This is a genomic window from Amycolatopsis sp. TRM77291 (assembly GCF_054166285.1).
The window spans coordinates 4,297,272-4,315,425 of record NZ_JBSZHF010000001.1 but is presented as its reverse complement, the minus strand read 5'-3'; the positions used below and the strand labels follow the sequence as shown (position 1 = coordinate 4,315,425).

Annotated in this window: 17 protein-coding genes; 11 read left to right on the top strand and 6 right to left on the bottom strand. The window is 69.2% G+C overall.

From position 1 onward, the window contains the following. The first annotated feature begins 25 nt into the window (after window positions 1–25). Window positions 26–823: an SDR family oxidoreductase gene (locus ACXIZN_RS19795; protein ID WP_457956143.1), complete on the top strand. Its 798-nt coding sequence runs from the start codon at window positions 26–28 to the stop codon at window positions 821–823. Further along, complete coding sequence (locus ACXIZN_RS19790) at window positions 820–1,725, top strand: SDR family oxidoreductase (protein ID WP_457956142.1); 906 nt, start codon at window positions 820–822, stop codon at window positions 1,723–1,725. Before ACXIZN_RS19795 ends, ACXIZN_RS19790 begins: the two co-directional genes overlap by 4 nt. Before the next feature lie 408 nt (window positions 1,726–2,133). Here ACXIZN_RS19790 and ACXIZN_RS19785 read toward each other — a convergent pair whose 3' ends face one another. Next, window positions 2,134–3,003, bottom strand: coding sequence for a GNAT family N-acetyltransferase (locus ACXIZN_RS19785; protein WP_457956141.1), 870 nt, complete (start codon window positions 3,001–3,003; stop codon window positions 2,134–2,136). A 63-nt stretch (window positions 3,004–3,066) separates the two neighbouring features. Here ACXIZN_RS19785 and ACXIZN_RS19780 point away from each other — a divergent pair, with 63 nt between their 5' ends. Continuing rightward, window positions 3,067–3,912, top strand: a complete 846-nt coding sequence (locus ACXIZN_RS19780; protein WP_457956139.1) for an SCO6745 family protein — start codon at window positions 3,067–3,069, stop codon at window positions 3,910–3,912. A 40-nt stretch (window positions 3,913–3,952) separates the two neighbouring features. Further along, complete coding sequence (locus ACXIZN_RS19775) at window positions 3,953–4,438, top strand: pyridoxamine 5'-phosphate oxidase family protein (RefSeq protein WP_457956138.1); 486 nt, start codon at window positions 3,953–3,955, stop codon at window positions 4,436–4,438. Window positions 4,439–4,555: 117 nt separating this feature from the next. On the opposite strand, the gene ACXIZN_RS19770 is transcribed toward ACXIZN_RS19775, so the two are convergent. Beyond that, complete coding sequence (locus ACXIZN_RS19770; RefSeq protein WP_457956137.1) at window positions 4,556–5,719, bottom strand: steroid 3-ketoacyl-CoA thiolase; 1,164 nt, start codon at window positions 5,717–5,719, stop codon at window positions 4,556–4,558. 243 nt (window positions 5,720–5,962) lie between these two features. Between ACXIZN_RS19770 and ACXIZN_RS19765 the strand changes: the two genes are divergently transcribed. From ACXIZN_RS19765 to ACXIZN_RS19750, 4 genes are read left to right on the top strand one after another with little or no spacing between them, the layout of a single operon-like run. Continuing rightward, window positions 5,963–7,189, top strand: coding sequence for a cytochrome P450 (locus ACXIZN_RS19765; RefSeq protein WP_457956136.1), 1,227 nt, complete (start codon window positions 5,963–5,965; stop codon window positions 7,187–7,189). 27 nt (window positions 7,190–7,216) lie between these two features. Beyond that, a complete protein-coding gene (locus ACXIZN_RS19760) occupies window positions 7,217–8,005 on the top strand; it encodes a transglutaminase-like domain-containing protein (RefSeq protein WP_457956135.1) in 789 nt (262 codons plus the stop codon). Window positions 8,006–8,053: 48 nt separating this feature from the next. Continuing rightward, the gene (locus tag ACXIZN_RS19755; protein ID WP_457956133.1) at window positions 8,054–9,076 is read left to right on the top strand and encodes a YhjD/YihY/BrkB family envelope integrity protein; all 1,023 of its coding nucleotides are present in this window, start codon (window positions 8,054–8,056) and stop codon (window positions 9,074–9,076) included. An 18-nt stretch (window positions 9,077–9,094) separates the two neighbouring features. Next, the gene (locus ACXIZN_RS19750; protein WP_457956131.1) at window positions 9,095–9,301 is read left to right on the top strand and encodes a hypothetical protein; all 207 of its coding nucleotides are present in this window, start codon (window positions 9,095–9,097) and stop codon (window positions 9,299–9,301) included. 4 nt (window positions 9,302–9,305) lie between these two features. On the opposite strand, the gene ACXIZN_RS19745 is transcribed toward ACXIZN_RS19750, so the two are convergent. Genes ACXIZN_RS19745 through ACXIZN_RS19735 form a run of 3 tightly spaced genes read right to left on the bottom strand, consistent with a single transcriptional unit; the run spans window position 9,306 to window position 12,555 of the window. Beyond that, on the bottom strand, window positions 9,306–10,466 hold the full coding sequence (locus tag ACXIZN_RS19745) for a thiolase domain-containing protein (RefSeq protein WP_457956129.1): 1,161 nt from the start codon (window positions 10,464–10,466) through the stop codon (window positions 9,306–9,308). Continuing rightward, on the bottom strand, window positions 10,463–11,518 hold the full coding sequence (locus ACXIZN_RS19740) for a thiolase domain-containing protein (RefSeq protein WP_457956127.1): 1,056 nt from the start codon (window positions 11,516–11,518) through the stop codon (window positions 10,463–10,465). Before ACXIZN_RS19740 ends, ACXIZN_RS19745 begins: the two co-directional genes overlap by 4 nt. A gap of 8 nt (window positions 11,519–11,526) precedes the next feature. Then, window positions 11,527–12,555: a Zn-ribbon domain-containing OB-fold protein gene (locus tag ACXIZN_RS19735; RefSeq protein WP_457956125.1), complete on the bottom strand. Its 1,029-nt coding sequence runs from the start codon at window positions 12,553–12,555 to the stop codon at window positions 11,527–11,529. 53 nt (window positions 12,556–12,608) lie between these two features. Here ACXIZN_RS19735 and ACXIZN_RS19730 point away from each other — a divergent pair, with 53 nt between their 5' ends. Continuing rightward, complete coding sequence (locus tag ACXIZN_RS19730; protein WP_457956123.1) at window positions 12,609–14,168, top strand: acyl-CoA synthetase; 1,560 nt, start codon at window positions 12,609–12,611, stop codon at window positions 14,166–14,168. A 67-nt stretch (window positions 14,169–14,235) separates the two neighbouring features. On the opposite strand, the gene ACXIZN_RS19725 is transcribed toward ACXIZN_RS19730, so the two are convergent. After that, a complete protein-coding gene (locus ACXIZN_RS19725) occupies window positions 14,236–15,024 on the bottom strand; it encodes a crotonase/enoyl-CoA hydratase family protein (RefSeq protein ID WP_457960559.1) in 789 nt (262 codons plus the stop codon). Window positions 15,025–15,082: 58 nt separating this feature from the next. On the opposite strand from ACXIZN_RS19725, the gene ACXIZN_RS19720 reads away from it, so the two are divergent. Further along, the gene (locus ACXIZN_RS19720) at window positions 15,083–16,699 is read left to right on the top strand and encodes an acyl-CoA synthetase (RefSeq protein ID WP_457956121.1); all 1,617 of its coding nucleotides are present in this window, start codon (window positions 15,083–15,085) and stop codon (window positions 16,697–16,699) included. Window positions 16,700–16,883: 184 nt separating this feature from the next. Then, window positions 16,884–17,990, top strand: coding sequence for an NAD(P)H-dependent flavin oxidoreductase (locus ACXIZN_RS19715; protein ID WP_457956119.1), 1,107 nt, complete (start codon window positions 16,884–16,886; stop codon window positions 17,988–17,990). The last annotated feature ends 164 nt before the right edge of the window (window positions 17,991–18,154 follow it).

Genomic DNA, 18,154 nt, shown 5'->3' with positions numbered 1-18,154 from the left:
TACAGCGACGTGAAGGAGGCCCGGCATGGCACTCGAACTCCGGCTCGACGGCGCCGTGGTGCTGGTGACCGGTGGGGTCCGCGGCGTCGGCGCCGGTGTCACCAGGACTTTCCTGCGTGCCGGGGCCGAAGTCGTCACCTGCGCGCGCACCGAACCCGAGCGGCCCGTCTGTGCCGGGGACAGGACGTCGACGTTCATCTCCTGCGACGTCCGCGACCCGAAAGAGGTCGACGCGCTCGTCGAAGAGGTCGTCCGGCGGCACGGCAGGCTCGACGTCGTGGTCAACAACGCGGGCGGCGCGCCGTACGCCGAGGCGGCGACCGCGTCGCCGCGGTTCCACGAGAAGATCGTCGCGCTGAACCTGCTGGCGCCGCTAGCCGTCGCACGTGCGGCGAACGCCGTCATGCAGGAGCAGGAAAGCGGCGGCGTCATCGTGAACATCAGCAGTGTCAGCGCGACGAGACCGTCGCCGGGCACGGCGTCCTACGGCGCGGCGAAAGCGGGCCTGGACAACCTGACCGCGTCGCTCGCCGTCGAGTGGGCGCCGAAGGTGCGGGTCAACGGGCTCGACGTCGGCATGGTGCGGACGGAGCACTCGCATCTGCACTACGGCGACGAAGCGGGCATCGAGGCGGTGGGCGCGACCGTCCCGTTAGGACGGTTGGCCGATCCGGACGAGATCGGTGCCTGCGCGGTGTTCCTGGCTTCCCCGCTGGCTTCCTACGTCAGCGGCGCTTGCCTGACCGTGCACGGCGGGGGAGAGGTTCCTGCCTTCCTCGCCGCTTCCAATTCCCTGGTGAAAGAACGAAAGGAGCCGGTGTGAGCGGGATCGCCGACGGCCGGATCGTGGTGGTGACCGGAGCCGGTCGTGGCATCGGCCGGGCGCACGCGCTCGCGTTCGCCGCCGAGGGCGCGCGGGTGGTGGTGAACGACCTCGGCGCCGGGATCGACGGGAGCGGAGGATCGGCCGGGCCCGCCCAGGACGTCGTCGACGAGATCGAGGCGCTCGGCGGCAAGGCGGTGGCGAACACCGACGACATCGCCTCGTGGGACGGCGCCGCGGCCTTGGTGCGGACGGCCGTCGAAACGTTCGGTGGCTTGGACGTCCTGGTCAACAACGCGGGTTTCCTGCGCGACCGGATGCTGGTCAACCTCGGCGAGGACGAATGGGACGCGGTCATCCGCGTCCACCTGAAGGGGCATTTCGCGCCGACGCGGCACGCCGCCGAATACTGGCGAGCCGAGGCGAAGGCCGGCCGGACGCGGACCGCGCGGGTGATCAACACCAGTTCGGGCGCGGGTCTGCTCGGCAGCGTCGGGCAGGGGAACTACGCGGCCGCGAAGTCCGGGATCCTGGGGCTCACGCTGGTCGCCGCCACCGAATTCGCGCGGTACGGCGTCACCGTGAACGCGATCGCCCCGGCCGCCCGCACCCGGATGACCGAAGTCGCCTTCGCCGACGACATGGCCGCGCCGGAGGACGGTTTCGACGCCATGGCACCGGAAAACGTGTCACCGCTGGTGGTGTGGCTCGGCAGCGAGGAGTCGTCCGGGGTCACCGGACGGGTGTTCGAGGTCGACGGCGGGCGCGTCTCGATCGCGCGGGGCTGGCGGCACGGCACGGTGCGGGACAAGGGTTCCCGGTGGTCGCCCGCCGAACTCGGGCCGGTGGTGGCGGAGTTGCTGGCGGAGGCTCCCGAACCTGAACCCGTATACGGGGCTTAGGATTTCGAGACCCTGGTACATGAAGGCCCCCTTCCTGTACCTAGGCGCAAGGAAGGGGGCCTTCATGTACTTCTGGGTCCCGCTGGGTGTCGCGCCAGGGCGGGAGGTGGTGTTGCGAAAGGCACTTTCGCAACGTTGAAGGTTGCGAAAGTGGCTTTCGCAACACCACNCGGTGTCGCGAAAGCCACTTTCAGGACACCAGACGTCTCGAAAGTGGCTTTCGCGACATGATCGCCAGGGCGGTACTGTGCCCGGCCGCGGCCGACGTTGCGAAAGGCACTTTCGCAACGTTGAAGGTTGCGAAAGTGGCTTTCGCAACACCACCCACGCAGCCGCTGTGACTGCAGGTATCCGTGTGGCGGACGTGGCCGATCGTCGAGTGTCAGCTGGTAGCCAAGGCCCCATCACTTACGAGGCGTCCCGCGTCAGATCCCGGACCTCGGGAAGCCGCTGGAACCCGCTCGATTCGTAGGTCGCGACGGCGGCGACATTGGAACTCGGCGTGTTCACGCCCGCGCTCGACGAGCCGAGCTCCCGGAGCGCGGCCGCCGCGGCGAAGGTGATCGCCCTGCCGTAGCCGTGCCCGCGATGGTCCCGGTGCACGCCCATCGGTTCCAGCACACCGGGTTTGCCCTGCCCGGCCGCCCACACGGCCACCGCCGCGACGGCGTCGTCCCGCGCGTCGTACCCGACCAGGTACCGGGCGTCGGCGTACGGCGCACCCGTCGCCATCGTGCGCCACTTCTCGGGGGTGAACGTCGAGCCGTCGAAGGCTCCCCGCATCACGTCGGCCCACACGTGGCAGTCGTCCGGGCCGATCGTCTCGATCCGCAGACCCGGGTCCTTCACCGGTTCGGTGAGATCGCGGCGCAGCGGAGTCCACGGTTCGCCGGCGTGCCAGCCGTGGCCGGGCAGCAGTTCCTGGAGCAGAGCGTCCATCGGAGCCTCGACGGACACCTCCCCCGGTGGCAGCACACCGCGCTCCGGCGCGATCACGTCTTCGGCCATCCGCCGCGCCAGTTCCTCGTCCCGGCGGACATCGGGGGCGGTCGTCACGCGCAGGAGGTCGGCTCCGTCCAGGAGCCCGACGGCGAGAATCCGCCCGTCCCGGCGCCAGATCCGGACCGCCGCGGCCGTCGCCTCCGCCCCCGAACGCCAGAACCAGCCGAGGTCACCGGGATGCAGTTGCCAGGCCACGCCTTCGGATTGCCACTCCCGCAGCGCGTCGACGGCCTCGTTCAGCCCATCGGGTCCCGGTTTCTCCAAGCTGATCACCATGCCGTGATCACACACCACACCGCGATCGCCCGCATCCGGTTTTCGGCGAGGCAAGATGGTGGCGTGAAGTCACCTCAGCGCCGTCTCTGGGAAGCGGTCGAGCCGCTGCACGCCGTCGTCTACTTCGCCCCGGAAACGGCGGCCGCGGCCAAGGCGGCCGGCCTGCCGGGGTGGTGGATGGGCTATTTCGCCGGCCGGGTCGCGCCGCTCGGGCCGCTGCCGGAACCACCGGCGACCGCGATGCTCTTCGGGTTCGCCCCGAGGATGGTCGCGCGGTCCTTGCCCGACGCGTGGAAATACGCCGAACCGGCGGTCGTGCTGAAGAGCCGGATGGACGCCGTCGAGGAAGCCTTGAACCGGATCCTGCCCGCCGGCGCGCCTCTCGCGGACCTCGCCGACTTGCTCGAACAAGCCGTCACCGGCTGCGATTACGACGGCAGGCCGCTAGCCGCCGCCTGGTCCTCGGTGACCAGGCCCGCCACGCCTGCCGGCCGGGTCTGGCTCGCGGCGACGGTGCTGCGCGAGCATCGCGGGGACGGTCACGTGCTGTCCGCCGTCGCCGCCGGGCTGCGCGGGCTCGACACCACGCTGACCCACATCGGCAGCGGAGCGGTGACCCGCGAGGTCATCCAGGTCAACCGCGGCTGGTCCGACGACGAGTGGGACGAGAGCGTCGCGCGGCTGTCCGAACGGGGCATCCTCGACGGCGATCTGACCCTCACCGGTCCGGGAATCGCGCTGCGCCAACGGATCGAGGACGAGACCGACCGTCTCGCCACCGGCCCGCTCGAAGCACTCGGCGAGGACGGGGCCGCCGAGACCGTGCGGCTCGCCGTCCCGCTGAGCCGCCGCGTCTTCGACGCCGGGGCGATCCCGCTGCCGAACCCGATGGGGGCGCCGCGGCCCTGAGGCCTCGAAACTGTCGGACCCCGGTGGGACGCTGTTCCGCATGGCGACGTGGCAGCAGTTCAGTGAAGAGGCACCCGCGCTGGCGGAGAAGATCAAGGAGCGGTTCACCGCGGCGAAGTCGCATGTGCTGGCGACGGTCCGGCGGGACGGCTCACCCAGGGTCAGTGGCAGTGAGGTCGATTTCCGTGAGCGGGACCTGCTGATCGGTTCGATGATCGGCGCGATGAAGGCGAAGGATCTGCGACGCGACGGCAGGTTCGCGATCCACGCCGCCTCGGCGATCGACGAGGGCGGAGCGGACGCGAAGGTGTCGGGAAAGGCGGTCGAGATCACCGATCCGGCGGAGGTCGCCCGCCTGCAGGGCGACGACGGGGAGGCGCACGTCTTCCGGCTGGACCTCACCGAGGCGGTGCTGACCTGGGTCGAGGGCAACACCATCTTTTTCGACTACTGGAAGGAGGGTCAGGGAAGCAAACGGCTCGCGAGGCCGGACAACGGTCCGGTGGTCGAGGTCGCCGTGGACTAGGCGTGTCGCGGTCACTCATGACCGGCCCGGTCGGGAGCACTGTGTGGAAACAGGGACAGTGAACGTCCCTATTTCCACACACCCCTCACGCCGAGGGAGATCTCGTGGCCTGGGCGGCTAGATCCGTTCGATGATCGTGCCGGTGGAAAGCGCGCCACCGGCGCACATCGTGACCAGCGCGGTGCTCGCGTCACGGCGTTCCAGTTCGTGCAACACCGTGGCCAGCAGGCGGGCGCCGGTGCTGCCGACGGGATGCCCGAGCGCGATCGCGCCACCGTTCACGTTGACCTTGCCTTCGTCGGGCCGATGCACCCGTTGCCACGACAACACGACTGAAGCGAACGCCTCGTTGACTTCGAAGAGGTCGAGGTCGCCGATCGTCATCCCCGCCTTGGCAAGGACGCGTTCGGTCGCCTGCACGGGGCCGTCGAGGTGGTAGTACGGCTCCGCGCCGACCAACGCCTGCGAGACGATCCGCGCTCGGGGCTTGAGGCCCAGTGCCTTGGCCCGGTCCGAGTCCATCAGCAGGAGCGCGGCCGCGCCGTCGGAGATCTGCGACGAGGTCCCGGCCGTGTGCACGCCGCCGTCGAGAACGGGCTTGAGCTTGGCGAGGCCTTCGACGGTCGTCTCGCGGAGACCTTGGTCGCGGGACACGAGCCGTGTCTCGCCGGTCGGTGCGCCGTCCTCGCCGAGCACGGGGGCCTTCACCGCGACGACCTCGCGGTCGAAGTGTCCCGCGGCCCAGGCGGCGGCGGCCTTGGCCTGGGACGCGGTGCCGAACCGGTCGACGTCCTGCCGGGTGATACCGCGGCGTTCCGCGATCCGCTCGGCCGCGCCGTACTGGTTGGGCATGTCGATCGACCACGACTCCGGACGGGGCGTGCCGATGCCCTCGCCGCGGTTCGCGCCCAGCGGGACCCGGCTCATCGCCTCGACCCCGCAGGAGACGCCGGCGTCGATCGCGCCGGCCGCGATGAGCCCGGCGATCAGGTGCGTCGCCTGCTGCGCCGAACCGCACTGGGCGTCGATGGTGGTCGCGCCCGTGGCCTCGGGGAGCCCGGCGTGCAGCCACGCGGTGCGCGTGACGTTGCCCGCCTGTTCGCCTGCCTGGGTCACGGCACCGCCGATCACCTGCTCGACCAGCGCGGGATCCAGCCCCGCGCGTTCGAGCAGGGCGCGCTGTGCCGCGCCGAGGATCTCGGCGGCGTGCAGCCCCGCCAGGTGACCCCTGCGCTTGCCGATGGGGGTGCGGACCGCCTCGACGATCACCGGACTACCCACGTTCGCCTCCCGGGAACACTGTTCGCTGCCTCGAAAAGTAGAACATGTTCCTGATTTGAGCAAGTAGCCGCAGGGTCGGCTCGATTTTGATCACTGGTCGCGGTTCCTGCTCCTTCCTGGGGTTGGATGCTCCAAGCTGGTTGAGTTAACGGGTTTCACTAGAAACTCTTCTCTTGGTAAACACCGTATGCTTCAATCGGGTCTAGAACGTGTTTCATTGGCGAACCGCGTAGGAGGTAGCCCGTGGCCGCTCCCCTGATCCCCGCCGGTTTCGATTTCACCGATCCGGATCTTTACGCCACCAGACTGCCTCTGGAGGAGTTCGCCGAACTCCGCCGTACGGCACCGGTCTGGTGGAACCCCCAGCCCCACAACACCGCGGGTTTCCGCGATGACGGCTACTGGGTGGTCAGCCGGCTCGATGACGTCAAGGCGGTGTCGAGGGACAGCGAGCTGTTCTCCTCCCGGGAGAAGACCGCGATCATCCGGTTCGACGAGAACATGACCGACGACAGCCTCGAAGCCAACCGCCTGGTCCTGCTCAACATGGACGCCCCGCAGCACACGAAGCTGCGACGGATCGTGTCGAAGGGCTTCACGCCGCGGTCGATCGCGAAGCTCGAGGACACCCTGCGCGACCGCGCGGAACGGATCGTCAGCGAGGCGAAGAAGAAGGGCTCCGGCGATTTCGTCGTCGACGTCGCCTGCGAACTTCCCTTGCAGGCCATCGCCGAACTGATCGGCATCCCGCAGGAAGACCGGCTCAAGGTCTTCGACTGGTCCAACCAGATGGTCGCCTACGACGACCCCGAGTACGAGGTCGAACCGCTGGCCGCGTCCGCGGAGATCGTCGGCTACGCCTGGAACATGGCCGAAGAACGGCGCAAGTGCCCGATGGACGACATCGTCACGAAGCTGGTGCAGGCCGACGTCGACGGCGAGTCGCTGGCGTCGGACGAGTTCGGCTTCTTCGTCATCCTGCTCGCCGTCGCGGGCAACGAGACGACGCGCAACGCGATCACCCACGGGATGAAGGCGTTCCTCGATCACCCGGACCAATGGGAGCTGTACAAGAAGGAGCGGCCGAAGACCGCCCCGGACGAGATCGTCCGCTGGGCCACCCCGGTGGTCGCCTTCCAGCGCACCGCGACCAGGGACACCGAGCTCGGCGGCCAGCACATCCGCAAGGGTGACCGGGTCGGGATGTTCTACAGTTCCGCGAACTTCGACCCGGACCATTTCGACGAGCCGGAGAAGTTCGACATCCTCCGCGAGGACAACCCGCACGTCGGCTTCGGCGGCACGGGTTCGCACTACTGCATCGGCGCCAACCTCGCGCGGCTGGAGATCGACCTGATCTTCAACGCCATCGCCGACGTCATGCCGGACATCGCCGAAGTGGCCCCGCCGGACCGGCTCCGGTCGAGCTGGCTCAACGGGATCAAGCACTACCAGGTCCGCTACGCCTGAGCCGGTGCCGTGGGGCACCATGTGGTCATGGGTCCCCACGTTCAGGTCGACGTCGAACTGTCCTTCCGGGTCACGAAACCCGGCCCCGCCGCGTTCGTGGTCGCGCTCGCGGGCGGGGCCGCCCAGGAGGAATTCGCCTATCCCGCGCCGCCGCGCCAGGTGGCGTTCGAACACGGGACCCGGGCCCAGGTCGTCGACCTGCCGTCCGGGGAACACGTCGTGCGGTACCGCGCCGAACGCGCGCTCGGCCCGGCCGACGCCGAGCCGCTCGGCCAAGAAGATCTGATCCGCTACACCAGGCCCAGCCGGTACTGTCCCTCGGACCGGATGGGCGGGCTCGCGCTGTCCCGCTTCGGCGGCTTGCCCGGCGCGCGGGCCCAGGTGGAGGCGATCGTCCGGCACGTGGGCGGGCACCTGTCCTATGTGGTCGGTTCCGGTTCGCCGACCGACGACGCCGTCGACACCTACCTCGCAGGCGAAGGGGTGTGCCGCGATTACGCGCACGTCTGCATCTCGCTGTGCCGCGTGCTCGACATCCCCGCCCGGTTCGCCGCGGTCTACGCGCCCGGACTGTCCCCAATGGACTTCCACGCCGTGTTCGAGGCCGCGATCGACGGCCGCTGGTACGTGTTCGACGCCACCGGCCTCGCGCCGAGGCAGAGCCTGTGCCGGATCGCGACCGGCCGGGACGCCGCCGACACCGCGTTCCTCTCCACCCTCGGCTGTGAGCTGGACTTTCTCGGCAACACCGTGCTGGCGACCGCGGGCCCGTCACTGCCGGAGGACGACGGTTCGGAGCTGATCGCGCTCGCTTGATCGCGTGTTGACCACGAGCCGTGACCTCGCTGGGGTAGACATTGGCGTGTGAGGGAGAAGCAAGCACCGACGAAATGGCAGCGGCTGCGTGCCCGCTACCGCTGGCTGGACCACGTGGCGCGGGCCGTGAACCGCTACATCGAGTACGGCGGTTACCACTACGTCGCGTCGATCACCTATTTCAGCCTGTTCTCGCTGGTGCCCATCCTCATGGTCTCGGTTTCGGTGGCGGGCTTCGTGCTGGCGAGCCAGCCGCAACTGATCGAGTCGATGCTGAGCGCGCTCACCGGCACCCTGCCCGGCGGTCTCGGTGACAAGGCGGGGGAACTGCTCACCGGGTTCGTGGAGCAGCGCACCAGCGTCGGGATCATCGGTCTGATCATCGGGTTGTACTCCGGCTGGAACTGGATGAACGCGCTCCGTGACGCCCTCACCGCGCTGTGGGGCCAGAATCGGTCGGATCTCCCGCTCCTGCGCACGATCGCCGCGGACCTGCTCGCGCTGCTCGGCCTCGCGAGCGCGCTGCTGGTGTCCTTCGCCATCACCATTTCCGGGTCCGCGCTCGGCCGGTACCTGCTGGGGCTGGCCGGGGTGGACGACACCGCCTGGGGGCACAACGTGCTGTCGGCGATCTCGATTCCCTTGGCGTTGCTGGCCAACTGGCTCGTCTTCCTCTGGGTGCTCACCCGGCTGCCGCGGAAACCGGTCGGTGTCCGCAGCGCGATGCGCGGCGCGGTCGCGCTGGCGCTGGGCTTCGAACTCCTGAAGCTGGCCGGTGGGATCTACCTGCGCCTGATCGGGAACTCGCCGACCGGGGTCGCGTTCGGCTCCATCATCGGCCTGATCTTCTTCATCTCGCTGGTGGCCCGGATGCTGGTGTTCGTGACCGCCTGGACGGCGACCGCACGCGACGCCCCGCCGGACCCGGTGCGGCCGCCGCCGCCCGTGGTGGTCCGGCCCGTGGTGGCGGCACCGGACCGGCACGGACTCAAGCCGGTGCTGGTAGGCGCGGTGACCGGGGTGGTCGCCACCCTGGCCGCGCAGCGCCTCCGGCCGCGCCGCCGCCCCTGACCGAAAGGGAGAGCCCCGATGTCCGGTGAACGAACACCGTCGTTCGCCTTGTCGGAACTCGTGGGTTCGCGGGTGGACGAGGCGCGCTCCAAATGTGAGGCCGACGGCTTCCAGGTCGAGGTCGTCGATCTGGAAGGACACGGAGCGGTGACGCTGGACCACCGGCCGAACAGGATTCGCCTGTACGTCAGGCGCGGGAAGGTCGAGGAAGCCAGAGCCGGCTGAAGGATCAGCTCGGTTTGGCCGCTCCCACCACCCACATCGAGAAGAACTGCGAACCGCCGCCGTACGCGTGCCCGAGCGCGATCCGCGCGCCGTCGACCTGGTAGTCCCCGGCCCGGCCCATCACCTGTTTGGCCGCTTCGGAGAACCGGAGCATCCCGGACGCCCCGATCGGGTTCGACGACAGCACGCCCCCCGACGGGTTGACCGGCAGGCGCCCGCCGATCGCGGTCTCACCGGCTTCGGTGAGCTTCCAGCCCTGACCTTCGCCGGTGAACCCCAGGTTCTCCAGCCACATCGGCTCGAACCACGAGAACGGCACGTAGATCTCGGCGGCGTCCACTTCGGACAGTGGGTCGGTGATCCCCGCGTCCCGCCACAACGCCGCGGCGGCGTCCCGTCCGGCCTGGGGGTTCACCTGGTCGCGTCCGGCGAACGTGGTCGGCTCGGTGCGCATCGCGGTCGCGTGGATCCACGCCGCGCCACCGGGAACCGCGTCACCCGCCGCTTCGTCACCGATCACCATCGCGCAGGCGCCGTCCGAAGACGGGCACGTCTCGTCGTAGCGGATCGGGTCCCACAGCATCTGCGACGCCTGCACCGACTCCACCGTGATGTCGGACTGCCGCAGGTGGGCATACGGATTCAACGCGCCGTTGCGGCGGTCCTTGGCCGCGACGATCGCGCCGACGTGGTCGGGCGCGCCGGATCGCCGGATGTACGAGCGCACGTGCGGCGCGAAATAGCCGCCCGCCCCGGCGCCCACCGGCATCTGGAACGGCGGCAGGATCGACAGGCCCCACATCGCGTTCGACTCCGACTGCTTCTCGAAGGCCACCGTCAGCACCCGCTTGTGCACGCCGGCCTGTACGAGCGACGCCGCCACGAGCGCGGTCGAGCCGCCGACCGAGCCGGCGGTGTGCACGCGCAGCAACGGTTTCCCGGTCGCGCCGAGCGCGTCGGCGAGGAACAGTTCGGGCATCATCACGCCCTCGAACAGATCCGGCGCCTTGCCGAGGACGACGGCGTCGATGTCGTCCCAGCCGGTCCGCGCGTCGAGCATCGCGCGGTCGATGGCCTCCCGGAGGAGGCCGGGCATGGACACGTCGGTGCGTTTGGCCTTGTGGTGGGTCTGGCCCGTTCCCAGTACGGCCGCGAGGTGCTTCACGAGAGGACCTCCAAGGTGGCGACCAGGTTCTGCTGGAGGACGGGGCCGCTGGTCGCGTGGGCGAGGGTCTTGCGCGCGCTGCCGTCGAGAATGCGGCTCGCGGCCTCGCCGATCCGCGCGAGCCCCGCCGAGAACATCGGATTGCCGGTCAGGACGCCGCCGGAGGGGTTGATCCGCACCTGGTCGCCGAGGCCCAGCGCGTCGCGCAGGATCAGTTCCTGATGCGTGAACGGCGCGTGCAGTTCCGCGATCTCGACGCCGTCGAGGTCGAGCGCCTGCCCGGCGGCCGCCGTCGAAGGCGACTTGGTGAGGTCCCGGACACCGAGCGCGGGGGAGTCGACGCGGTGCTCGATCCCGGTGATCACCGCCGGGCTGTCGACGAGGTCCGCCGCCCGCTCGGCCGACGCGAGCACGAGCACGGCGGCGCCGTCGGTGATGGGGGCGATGTCGTGGGCCCGCAAGGGATCCGCGAAGTAAGGGGCGTCCAGGAGTTCGGCGACCTCGACCGTTCCGGAGAGCTGCGCGGCCGGGTTCCCGGCGGCGTCCGCGCGGCTGCGCGCGGCGACCTCGGCGAGATCCTTTTCCGACCAGAGCCCGGATTCGAGTCCCAGCCGCGCCTGGATCCCGGCGACGCTGATCGAATCCGGCCACAGCGGCGCGACGACGTACGGGTCCATTTGCAAGGCCAGCACCCGCCGCAGCTGCCCGGCGGAGGACTTGCCGAACCCGTAGACCAGCGCGGTCTCGACCTCGCCCATCCGGATCTTCAGCCAAGCCTCGTACAACGCCCAGGCGGCGTCCATCTCGACGTGCGACTCGTGGATCGGCGGGAAGGCGCCGATGGCGTCGACGGCCGCGATGAACGAGAACGCGCGGCCGGCGAGGTAGTCCGAGGAACCGGAGCACCAGAACCCGATGTCCTCTTTGGACAGACCGGTGTGCTCGAAGACCTCGGCGAAGATCGGCACCAGCATTTCCACGCCGTTGGTGGTGCCCGGGGTACTGCGGACGTTGGGGGCCTGCGCGAAGCCCACGACTGCTACATCTGGCACGGTGGTCCTCACAGATGGTGGGCGAAGGATTCGTACGGTGCGTCGGGCTCGCCGGTCGGCTCGAAATGGCCGATGTTCTCCAGCGAAGTCCACCATTCTTCCCGTGGCTTCCACGCTGCCCGGACCCGCATGCCCATCCGGACGTCGGCGGCGTCGCAGCCGAGGACCAGGTGCAGGAACGCGATGTCCGCGCCGTCGAGCAGGATGTACGCGGCCACGTACGGCGGTTTGATCTTCTGGCCGAGGAACGGCACGTTCACGATGCAGAACGTCGTGACGATGCCGGTGTCGGGCAGTTCGACCTCGTCGGTGGTCGGGACGCCGTCGGTCGGGCAGGCACCGCGCGGCGGGATGTAGACCTTCTCGCAGGACGGGCAGCGCTGGCCGATCAGCTTTCCCTCGGCGAGCCCGCGCAGGTACCGGCTTTCCTCCGGCGACGCGGAATGCTGGTAACGCAGGTGGATCGGCGTGATCACCACGCTGACCGGCGCGCCCTCTTCGCGTTTCGCGACCGGGGGAGGCGCCTCGGTGGCATCGGTGTCGGGCCCGTCGGCGGGGACGAAGTAGGCGATGTCGCGGATGTGGCCGACGGTCTCGTCCGCCCAGCGGATCCGGACCCGCTGTCCGGTGTGGACATTCGAGGGGGAACCGGCGTCGACGGCGTGCAGCATCGGGGTGTCGGCGCCGTCGAGCCGGATCAGCGCCCACGCGAACGGCCGCGACAACGGCTGGCCGTCGACGGGTTCGGCGATCCAGGACCAGGAGACGATCTCGCCCTCGGAAGCCACGGGTACGAAGTCGGACAGCGCTTCGGCGGTCACGGGGTCGTACTCCAAAGGGGGCACGTGGACGCGGCCATCGCTGCCGCGGACGCCTTCGACACGGCGCTCGCGCAGGGCATCGACGAACCGGCCGAGCACGGGGCCGACCGAGCGGGTGTAGTCGAAGCCCACGTTGAGCGGGGCCGACAGCGGAAGTTCGGGTGCGCTCACGTCCTGAGTGAAACACGTTCTCGATTTTCCGGCAAGACTGCACATCTGGGCCTTGCTGACGGTTGCTCTTAGGTGGAACGCGTTCTAGATTTGCGGGTATGTCGACTGCCACCGGGACACTTGGGGTCTGGAATATCGCCGAACGCCAGCCGGAGCGGGTCGCACTCGTCGATCCGGACGGCCGCTCGATCGGCTATGGGGACCTCGCCGCGAAAGCGAACGCGTACGCGCGGGGGCTCCAAGCCCTCGGGCTCGAGGCCGGGGACGTGGTCGTCGTCCTGCAGCCCAACGGCGACGAACTCGTCGCGGCCTATTTCGCCGCCATCCAGTCCGGCCTGTACATCGTGGTGGTCAACTGGCATCTGGTCGGGCCGGAGGTCGCCTACATCCTGTCCGACTCCGGCGCCAAGGCGTTCCTCGCGCACGAACGCTTCGCCGACGTCGCGATCGCGGCCGCGGACGAGGCCGGGATCCCGGAACGCGCGCGGTTCGCGGTGGGCGACGTCGCGGGCTTCCGCCGGATCGAAGAACTCGGCTCCGGCGAGGGCGACGGCCGTCCGGAGCGGCGTACGGCGGGCTCGCCGATGCTCTACACGTCCGGCACCACGGGGCGGCCCAAAGGCGTCCGGCGGCCGCTGACCGGCGCCGACCCCGACTCCGTGCCGGCCGCGTCGACGTGGTTCTTCGGGATCTTCGGGCTGGCGCCGCACGACGACCACGTGCATCTGTGCGGGTCGCCGCTCTATCACACGGCGGTGCTGAACTTCGTCGCGATCTCCCTGCAGCTGGGGCATACCGCGGTGCTGATGGATCGCTGGGACGCCGAGGACATGCTGCGGCTGATCGAACGGCACCGCGTCACGCACAGCCACATGGTCCCGACGCAGTTCCGCCGCCTGCTCGCGCTGCCGGACGACGTCCGCGCGGCCTATGACCTGAGTTCGCTGCGGGTGATGATCCACGGCGCCGCGCCGTGCCCGCTGGAGGTCAAACGCCGGATGCTCGACTGGTGGGGCCCGGTCGTCACCGAGTACTACGCGGCCACCGAGGGCGGCGGGACGGCGATCTCGGGGGAGGAGTGGCTGAGGAAACCGGGTTCGGTCGGGCTGCCGTGGCCGGGTTCGACGATCAAGATCCTCGACGACGAGGGCGCGGAACTGCCCGCCGGCGAGACCGGCACGGTGTACATGAAGATGGGCGACTCGAAGTTCGAGTACCACAAGGACCGGGCCAAGACCGACAAGGCGCGGGTCGGGGACCTGTTCACCCTCGGCGACGTCGGGCATCTCGACGAGGACGGCTATCTCTTCCTGCACGACCGCAAGGCGGATCTGATCATCTCGGGCGGTGTCAACATCTATCCGGCGGAGATCGAGGGCGAACTGGTGATGCACCCGAAGATCGCCGACGTCGCGGTGTTCGGTGTCCCGCACGAGGACTGGGGCGAGGCGATCAAGGCCGTCGTCGAGCCCGCGGACGGCGTCGAGCCCTCCGAGGAGCTGACCGCGGAGATCCTGGAGTACGCGGCGTCGCGGCTGGCGAAGTTCAAACTCCCGCGTTCCGTCGACTACTTGCCCGAACTCCCGCGCGACCCGAACGGGAAGCTCTACAAGCGCAAGCTCCGCGACCCCTACTGGGAAGGTCACCGCGTCCCCTGACGCATTTAGTCCTCTCGATGCGGTAGTTCACCGGCGAACTACCGCATCCAGAGGACGAAACGCGGGGTCAGCGGCTCCGGAAGACGGGCTTGCGCTTCTCGGCGAAGGCGCGGGGGCCTTCCTTCGCGTCTTCGCTCGCGAAGACCTCGATGCCGTACTGGGCGTCGAGCTTGAAGGCCTCTTCCTCGTGCATGCCCTCGGTGTCCCGCATGGTCTTGAGGATCGCGCGGACCGCCAAGGGACCGTTCGCGGAGATGAGGCCCGCGAGTTCGAGCGCCTTGTCCAGCGCCTTCCCGTCCGGGACGACGTGGCCGATCAGGCCGATCTCCAGCGCCTCGGCCGCCTTGATGTGCCGTCCGGTCAGCAACAGGTCGGCGGCGACGGTGTACGGGATCTGACGGGGCAGCCGCACGGCCGAACCGCCCATCGGGAACAGGCTCCACCGCGCCTCGGACACCCCGAACCTCGCGCTCTCGCCCGCGACCCGGATGTCCGTACCTTGCAGGATCTCCGTCCCGCCCGCGATCGCGGCGCCTTCGACGGCCGCGATCAACGGTTTCGTCAGCCGCCGCCCCTTGAGCAGGCCCTCGATCCTGCTGGGGTCGAACGTGCCCTTCTCGAAGGAGTCCGACGGCGAGTTCTTCGACATCGACTTCAGATCCGCGCCCGCGCAGAACGCGCCACCCGCGCCGGTGAGCACGCAGCACCGGATGTCGTCGTCCTCGTCCACCCGGTTCCACGCCTCGACCATGATCCCGAGCATCTCGCCGCTGAGCGCGTTGCGGGCCTCCGGCCGGTTCATCGTGACCACGAGGGTGTGTTCGATCTTTTCCACCAGCGCGTGCGGTTCGCCCACCAAAACCTCCCAAAGAGCGGCCATTGCCCAGAACGATAACATGTTCTACTTTGAGGAAGTGGCACTCAACATCGCGGATCTACTCGAGCACGCCGTCGACGCCGTGCCGGAGCGCATCGCGGTCGTCTGCGGCGATCGGCGGGTCACCTTCGCCGAACTGGAAGAGCGCGCCAACCGGCTGGCGCACCATCTCGCCGCACACGGCGTGGGACCCGGATCCCACATCGGTGTCTATTCCCGGAACTCGATCGAGGCCCTGGAATCGATGATCGCCGCGTACAAGCTGCGCGCGATCGCGGTCAACGTCAACTACCGCTACGTCCACGGCGAATTGCGGTACCTGTTCGACAATGCCGACCTCGTGGCGCTGGTCCACGAGCGCCAGTATTCGGACAAGGTCGCCGCCGTCCTGCCGGAGACGCCGAAACTGAAACACGTTGTCGTTGTCGAAGACGGAAGCGACGGCGACTACTCGTCCTACGGTGGTGTGGACTACGAAGCCGCGCTCGCCGAAGGCTCCCCCGAGCGGGACTTCGCCGAGCGCAGCGCCGACGACATCTACATCCTCTACACCGGCGGCACCACCGGGTATCCCAAGGGCGTCCTGTGGCGCCACGAGGACATCTGGCGCGCGCTCGGCGGCGGAATCAACTTCGTCACCGGCGAGTACGTCCCGGACGAATGGACGCTCGCCGAACAGGGCAAGTCGGGCAGCCTGGTCCGGCTCCCGGCCGCGCCGCTGATCCACGGCGCCGCGCAGTGGGCCGCGTTCGGCGCGCTGTTCACCGGCAGCCCGGTCGTGTTCGTCCCGCGGTTCGACGCGCACGAAGTCTGGAAAGCCGTGCAGGACAACAAGGTCCAGGTGCTCACCATCGTCGGCGACGCGATGGCGCGGCCGCTGATCGACGCCTACCGCGAGGGCGGCTACGACGCTTCGTCGATCGTGGCGGTGTCGAGTCACGCCGCCCTGTTCTCCCAATCGGTGAAGCAGGAATTCCTGTCGTTGCTCCCGCACGTGGTGATCACCGACGCGATCGGTTCGTCCGAAAGCGGGTTCACCGGGATCGGCATGGTCAGCAAGGACAGCGATCATTCCGCCGGTCCCCGGGTCAACTTCGGCAAGGACGCGATCCTCGTGGACGACGACGGCGCGCTCGTCGAGCCGAAACCGGGCGCGATCGGCCTGATCGCCCGGCGCGGGCACGTCCCGCTCGGGTATTACAAGGATCCCGCGAAGACCGAGAAGATCTTCGTGGAGGTCGACGGCAAGCGCTACGTCGTCCCGGGTGACTACGCGCGCTACGAGGAAGACCTCACGGTGACCCTGCTCGGCCGGGGGTCGCAGTGCGTGAACACCGGCGGCGAGAAGGTGTACCCGGAAGAGGTCGAGGGCGCGCTCAAATCGCATCCCGACGTCTTCGACGCGCTCGTCATCGGCATCCCCGACGACCGGCTCGGCCAGCGGGTGGCCGCGGTGATCCAGCCGCGTGACGGCAAGGAGCTCGACGTCACCGCGCTCGAAGCACACGTGCGGACCGAGATCGCCGGCTACAAGGTGCCGCGCAGTCTCTGGCTCGCCGAGGAGATCGGGCGGTCGCCCAGCGGGAAACCGGACTACCCGTGGGCGCAGCGGTACGCCGCCGAGCACGAGCCCATCAGCATCCAACCGGCGTGAGCAGCCTGTCGGCGGAGCTGAAGAGTCACCTGGAAAGCGACCAAACGCGTGAACCCGCCCGGCCGCAGGCCCCGCTATCGCGGTGGCAGGACGCCCTCTCCGCATTGGTGAGGCCGAGGACGGTCGGCGTCCTGCCGACGTCGATCGCGGACGCGGGTTCACCAACCGGCACGTAAGGAGTTACATGCGGACGTCTCTGTGCGACCGGCTCGGGATCGAGCTGCCGATCGTCGGGTTCACCCCGTCCGAGCACGTCGCCGCGGCGATCAGCCGGGCGGGCGGTCTCGGCGTGCTGGGCTGCGTGCGGTTCAACGACGCCGCCGAGCTCGACGCCGTCCTGTCCTGGATGGACGAGAACACCGGCGGGAAGCCCTACGGCGTCGACATCGTGATGCCCGCGAAGATCCCGGCCGAAGGGACGTCGATCGATCTCGCGAAACACATCCCGCAGGGGCATCGCGACTTCGTGGAGCGGACGCTGCGCGATCTCGCGGTGCCGCCGCTGCCGGACGACACCGACGAACGCGCCGGAGTGCTGGGCTGGCTGCATTCGGTCGCCCGGTCGCATGTCGAGGTCGCGCTGAAACACCCCATCCGGTTGATCGCCAACGCGCTGGGGTCACCGCCGGTCGACGTCATCGAGCAGTGTCACGCGAAGGGCGTGCCGGTCGCGGCCTTGGCGGGTAAGGCCGAACACGCCGTGCGGCACGTCGACAACGGCGTCGACATCGTGGTGGCGCAAGGCTATGAGGCGGGCGGGCACACCGGCGAGATCGCGTCGATGGTCCTGCTGCCCGAAGTGGTGGACGCCGTCGGCGACCGCGTGCCGGTGCTCGCCGCCGGTGGGATCGGCTCGGGCAGGCAGGTCGCGGCGGCGCTCGCGCTGGGCGCGTCCGGGGTGTGGATGGGCTCCTTCTGGCTCGCCACCGAGGAGTACCTCCAGACCATGGGGGAGTCCGAGGCGATGCAGCGCGCACTGGTCGCGGCGGGGTCGTCCGACACCGTCCGGACGCGGATCTACACGGGCAAACCGGCGCGGCTGCTCAAGACGCGGTGGACCGAGGCGTGGGCCGCGCCCGACGCGCCCGAACCGCTGCCGATGCCGCTGCAGAACCTGTTGGTCTCCCACGCGCACAACCGGATCCACCACGCGGCCGATCCGAGCGTGGTCTCGATGCCGGTGGGGCAGATCGTCGGGCGGATGGACCGGGTGCGCCCGGTCTCCGACGTGATCGCGGAACTGGTGTCGGGGTACGAAGAGACACTGTCGCGTTTGGACAAAACCCGCTGACTTGCCTGCAAAGTCCGTGAAGGCCTCCTTGCCTACCCTGAAGGTAGGGAAGGAGGCCTTCACCACGACGGCTGCTGTGAGGCACCGGCACCGGCACCGAGTTCGTGTCGCGGAAGCCCCATTTGGGGCCCGTGGTTTTCGGCTAGAGGGCTTTGCGGCACGGG

Excerpts from the sequence above, each read along its gene's own strand:
- ACXIZN_RS19795 (WP_457956143.1), top strand. The coding sequence starts at position 26 with ATGGCACTCGAACTCCGGCTCGACGGCGCCGTGGTGCTGGTGACCGGT.
- ACXIZN_RS19785 (WP_457956141.1), bottom strand. The coding sequence starts at position 3,003 with ATGGTGATCAGCTTGGAGAAACCGGGACCCGATGGGCTGAACGAGGCC.
- ACXIZN_RS19775 (WP_457956138.1), top strand. The coding sequence starts at position 3,953 with ATGGCGACGTGGCAGCAGTTCAGTGAAGAGGCACCCGCGCTGGCGGAG.
- ACXIZN_RS19760 (WP_457956135.1), top strand. The coding sequence starts at position 7,217 with ATGGGTCCCCACGTTCAGGTCGACGTCGAACTGTCCTTCCGGGTCACG.
- ACXIZN_RS19750 (WP_457956131.1), top strand. The coding sequence starts at position 9,095 with ATGTCCGGTGAACGAACACCGTCGTTCGCCTTGTCGGAACTCGTGGGT.
- ACXIZN_RS19735 (WP_457956125.1), bottom strand. The coding sequence starts at position 12,555 with ATGTGCAGTCTTGCCGGAAAATCGAGAACGTGTTTCACTCAGGACGTG.
- ACXIZN_RS19730 (WP_457956123.1), top strand. The coding sequence starts at position 12,609 with ATGTCGACTGCCACCGGGACACTTGGGGTCTGGAATATCGCCGAACGC.
- ACXIZN_RS19715 (WP_457956119.1), top strand. The coding sequence starts at position 16,884 with ATGCGGACGTCTCTGTGCGACCGGCTCGGGATCGAGCTGCCGATCGTC.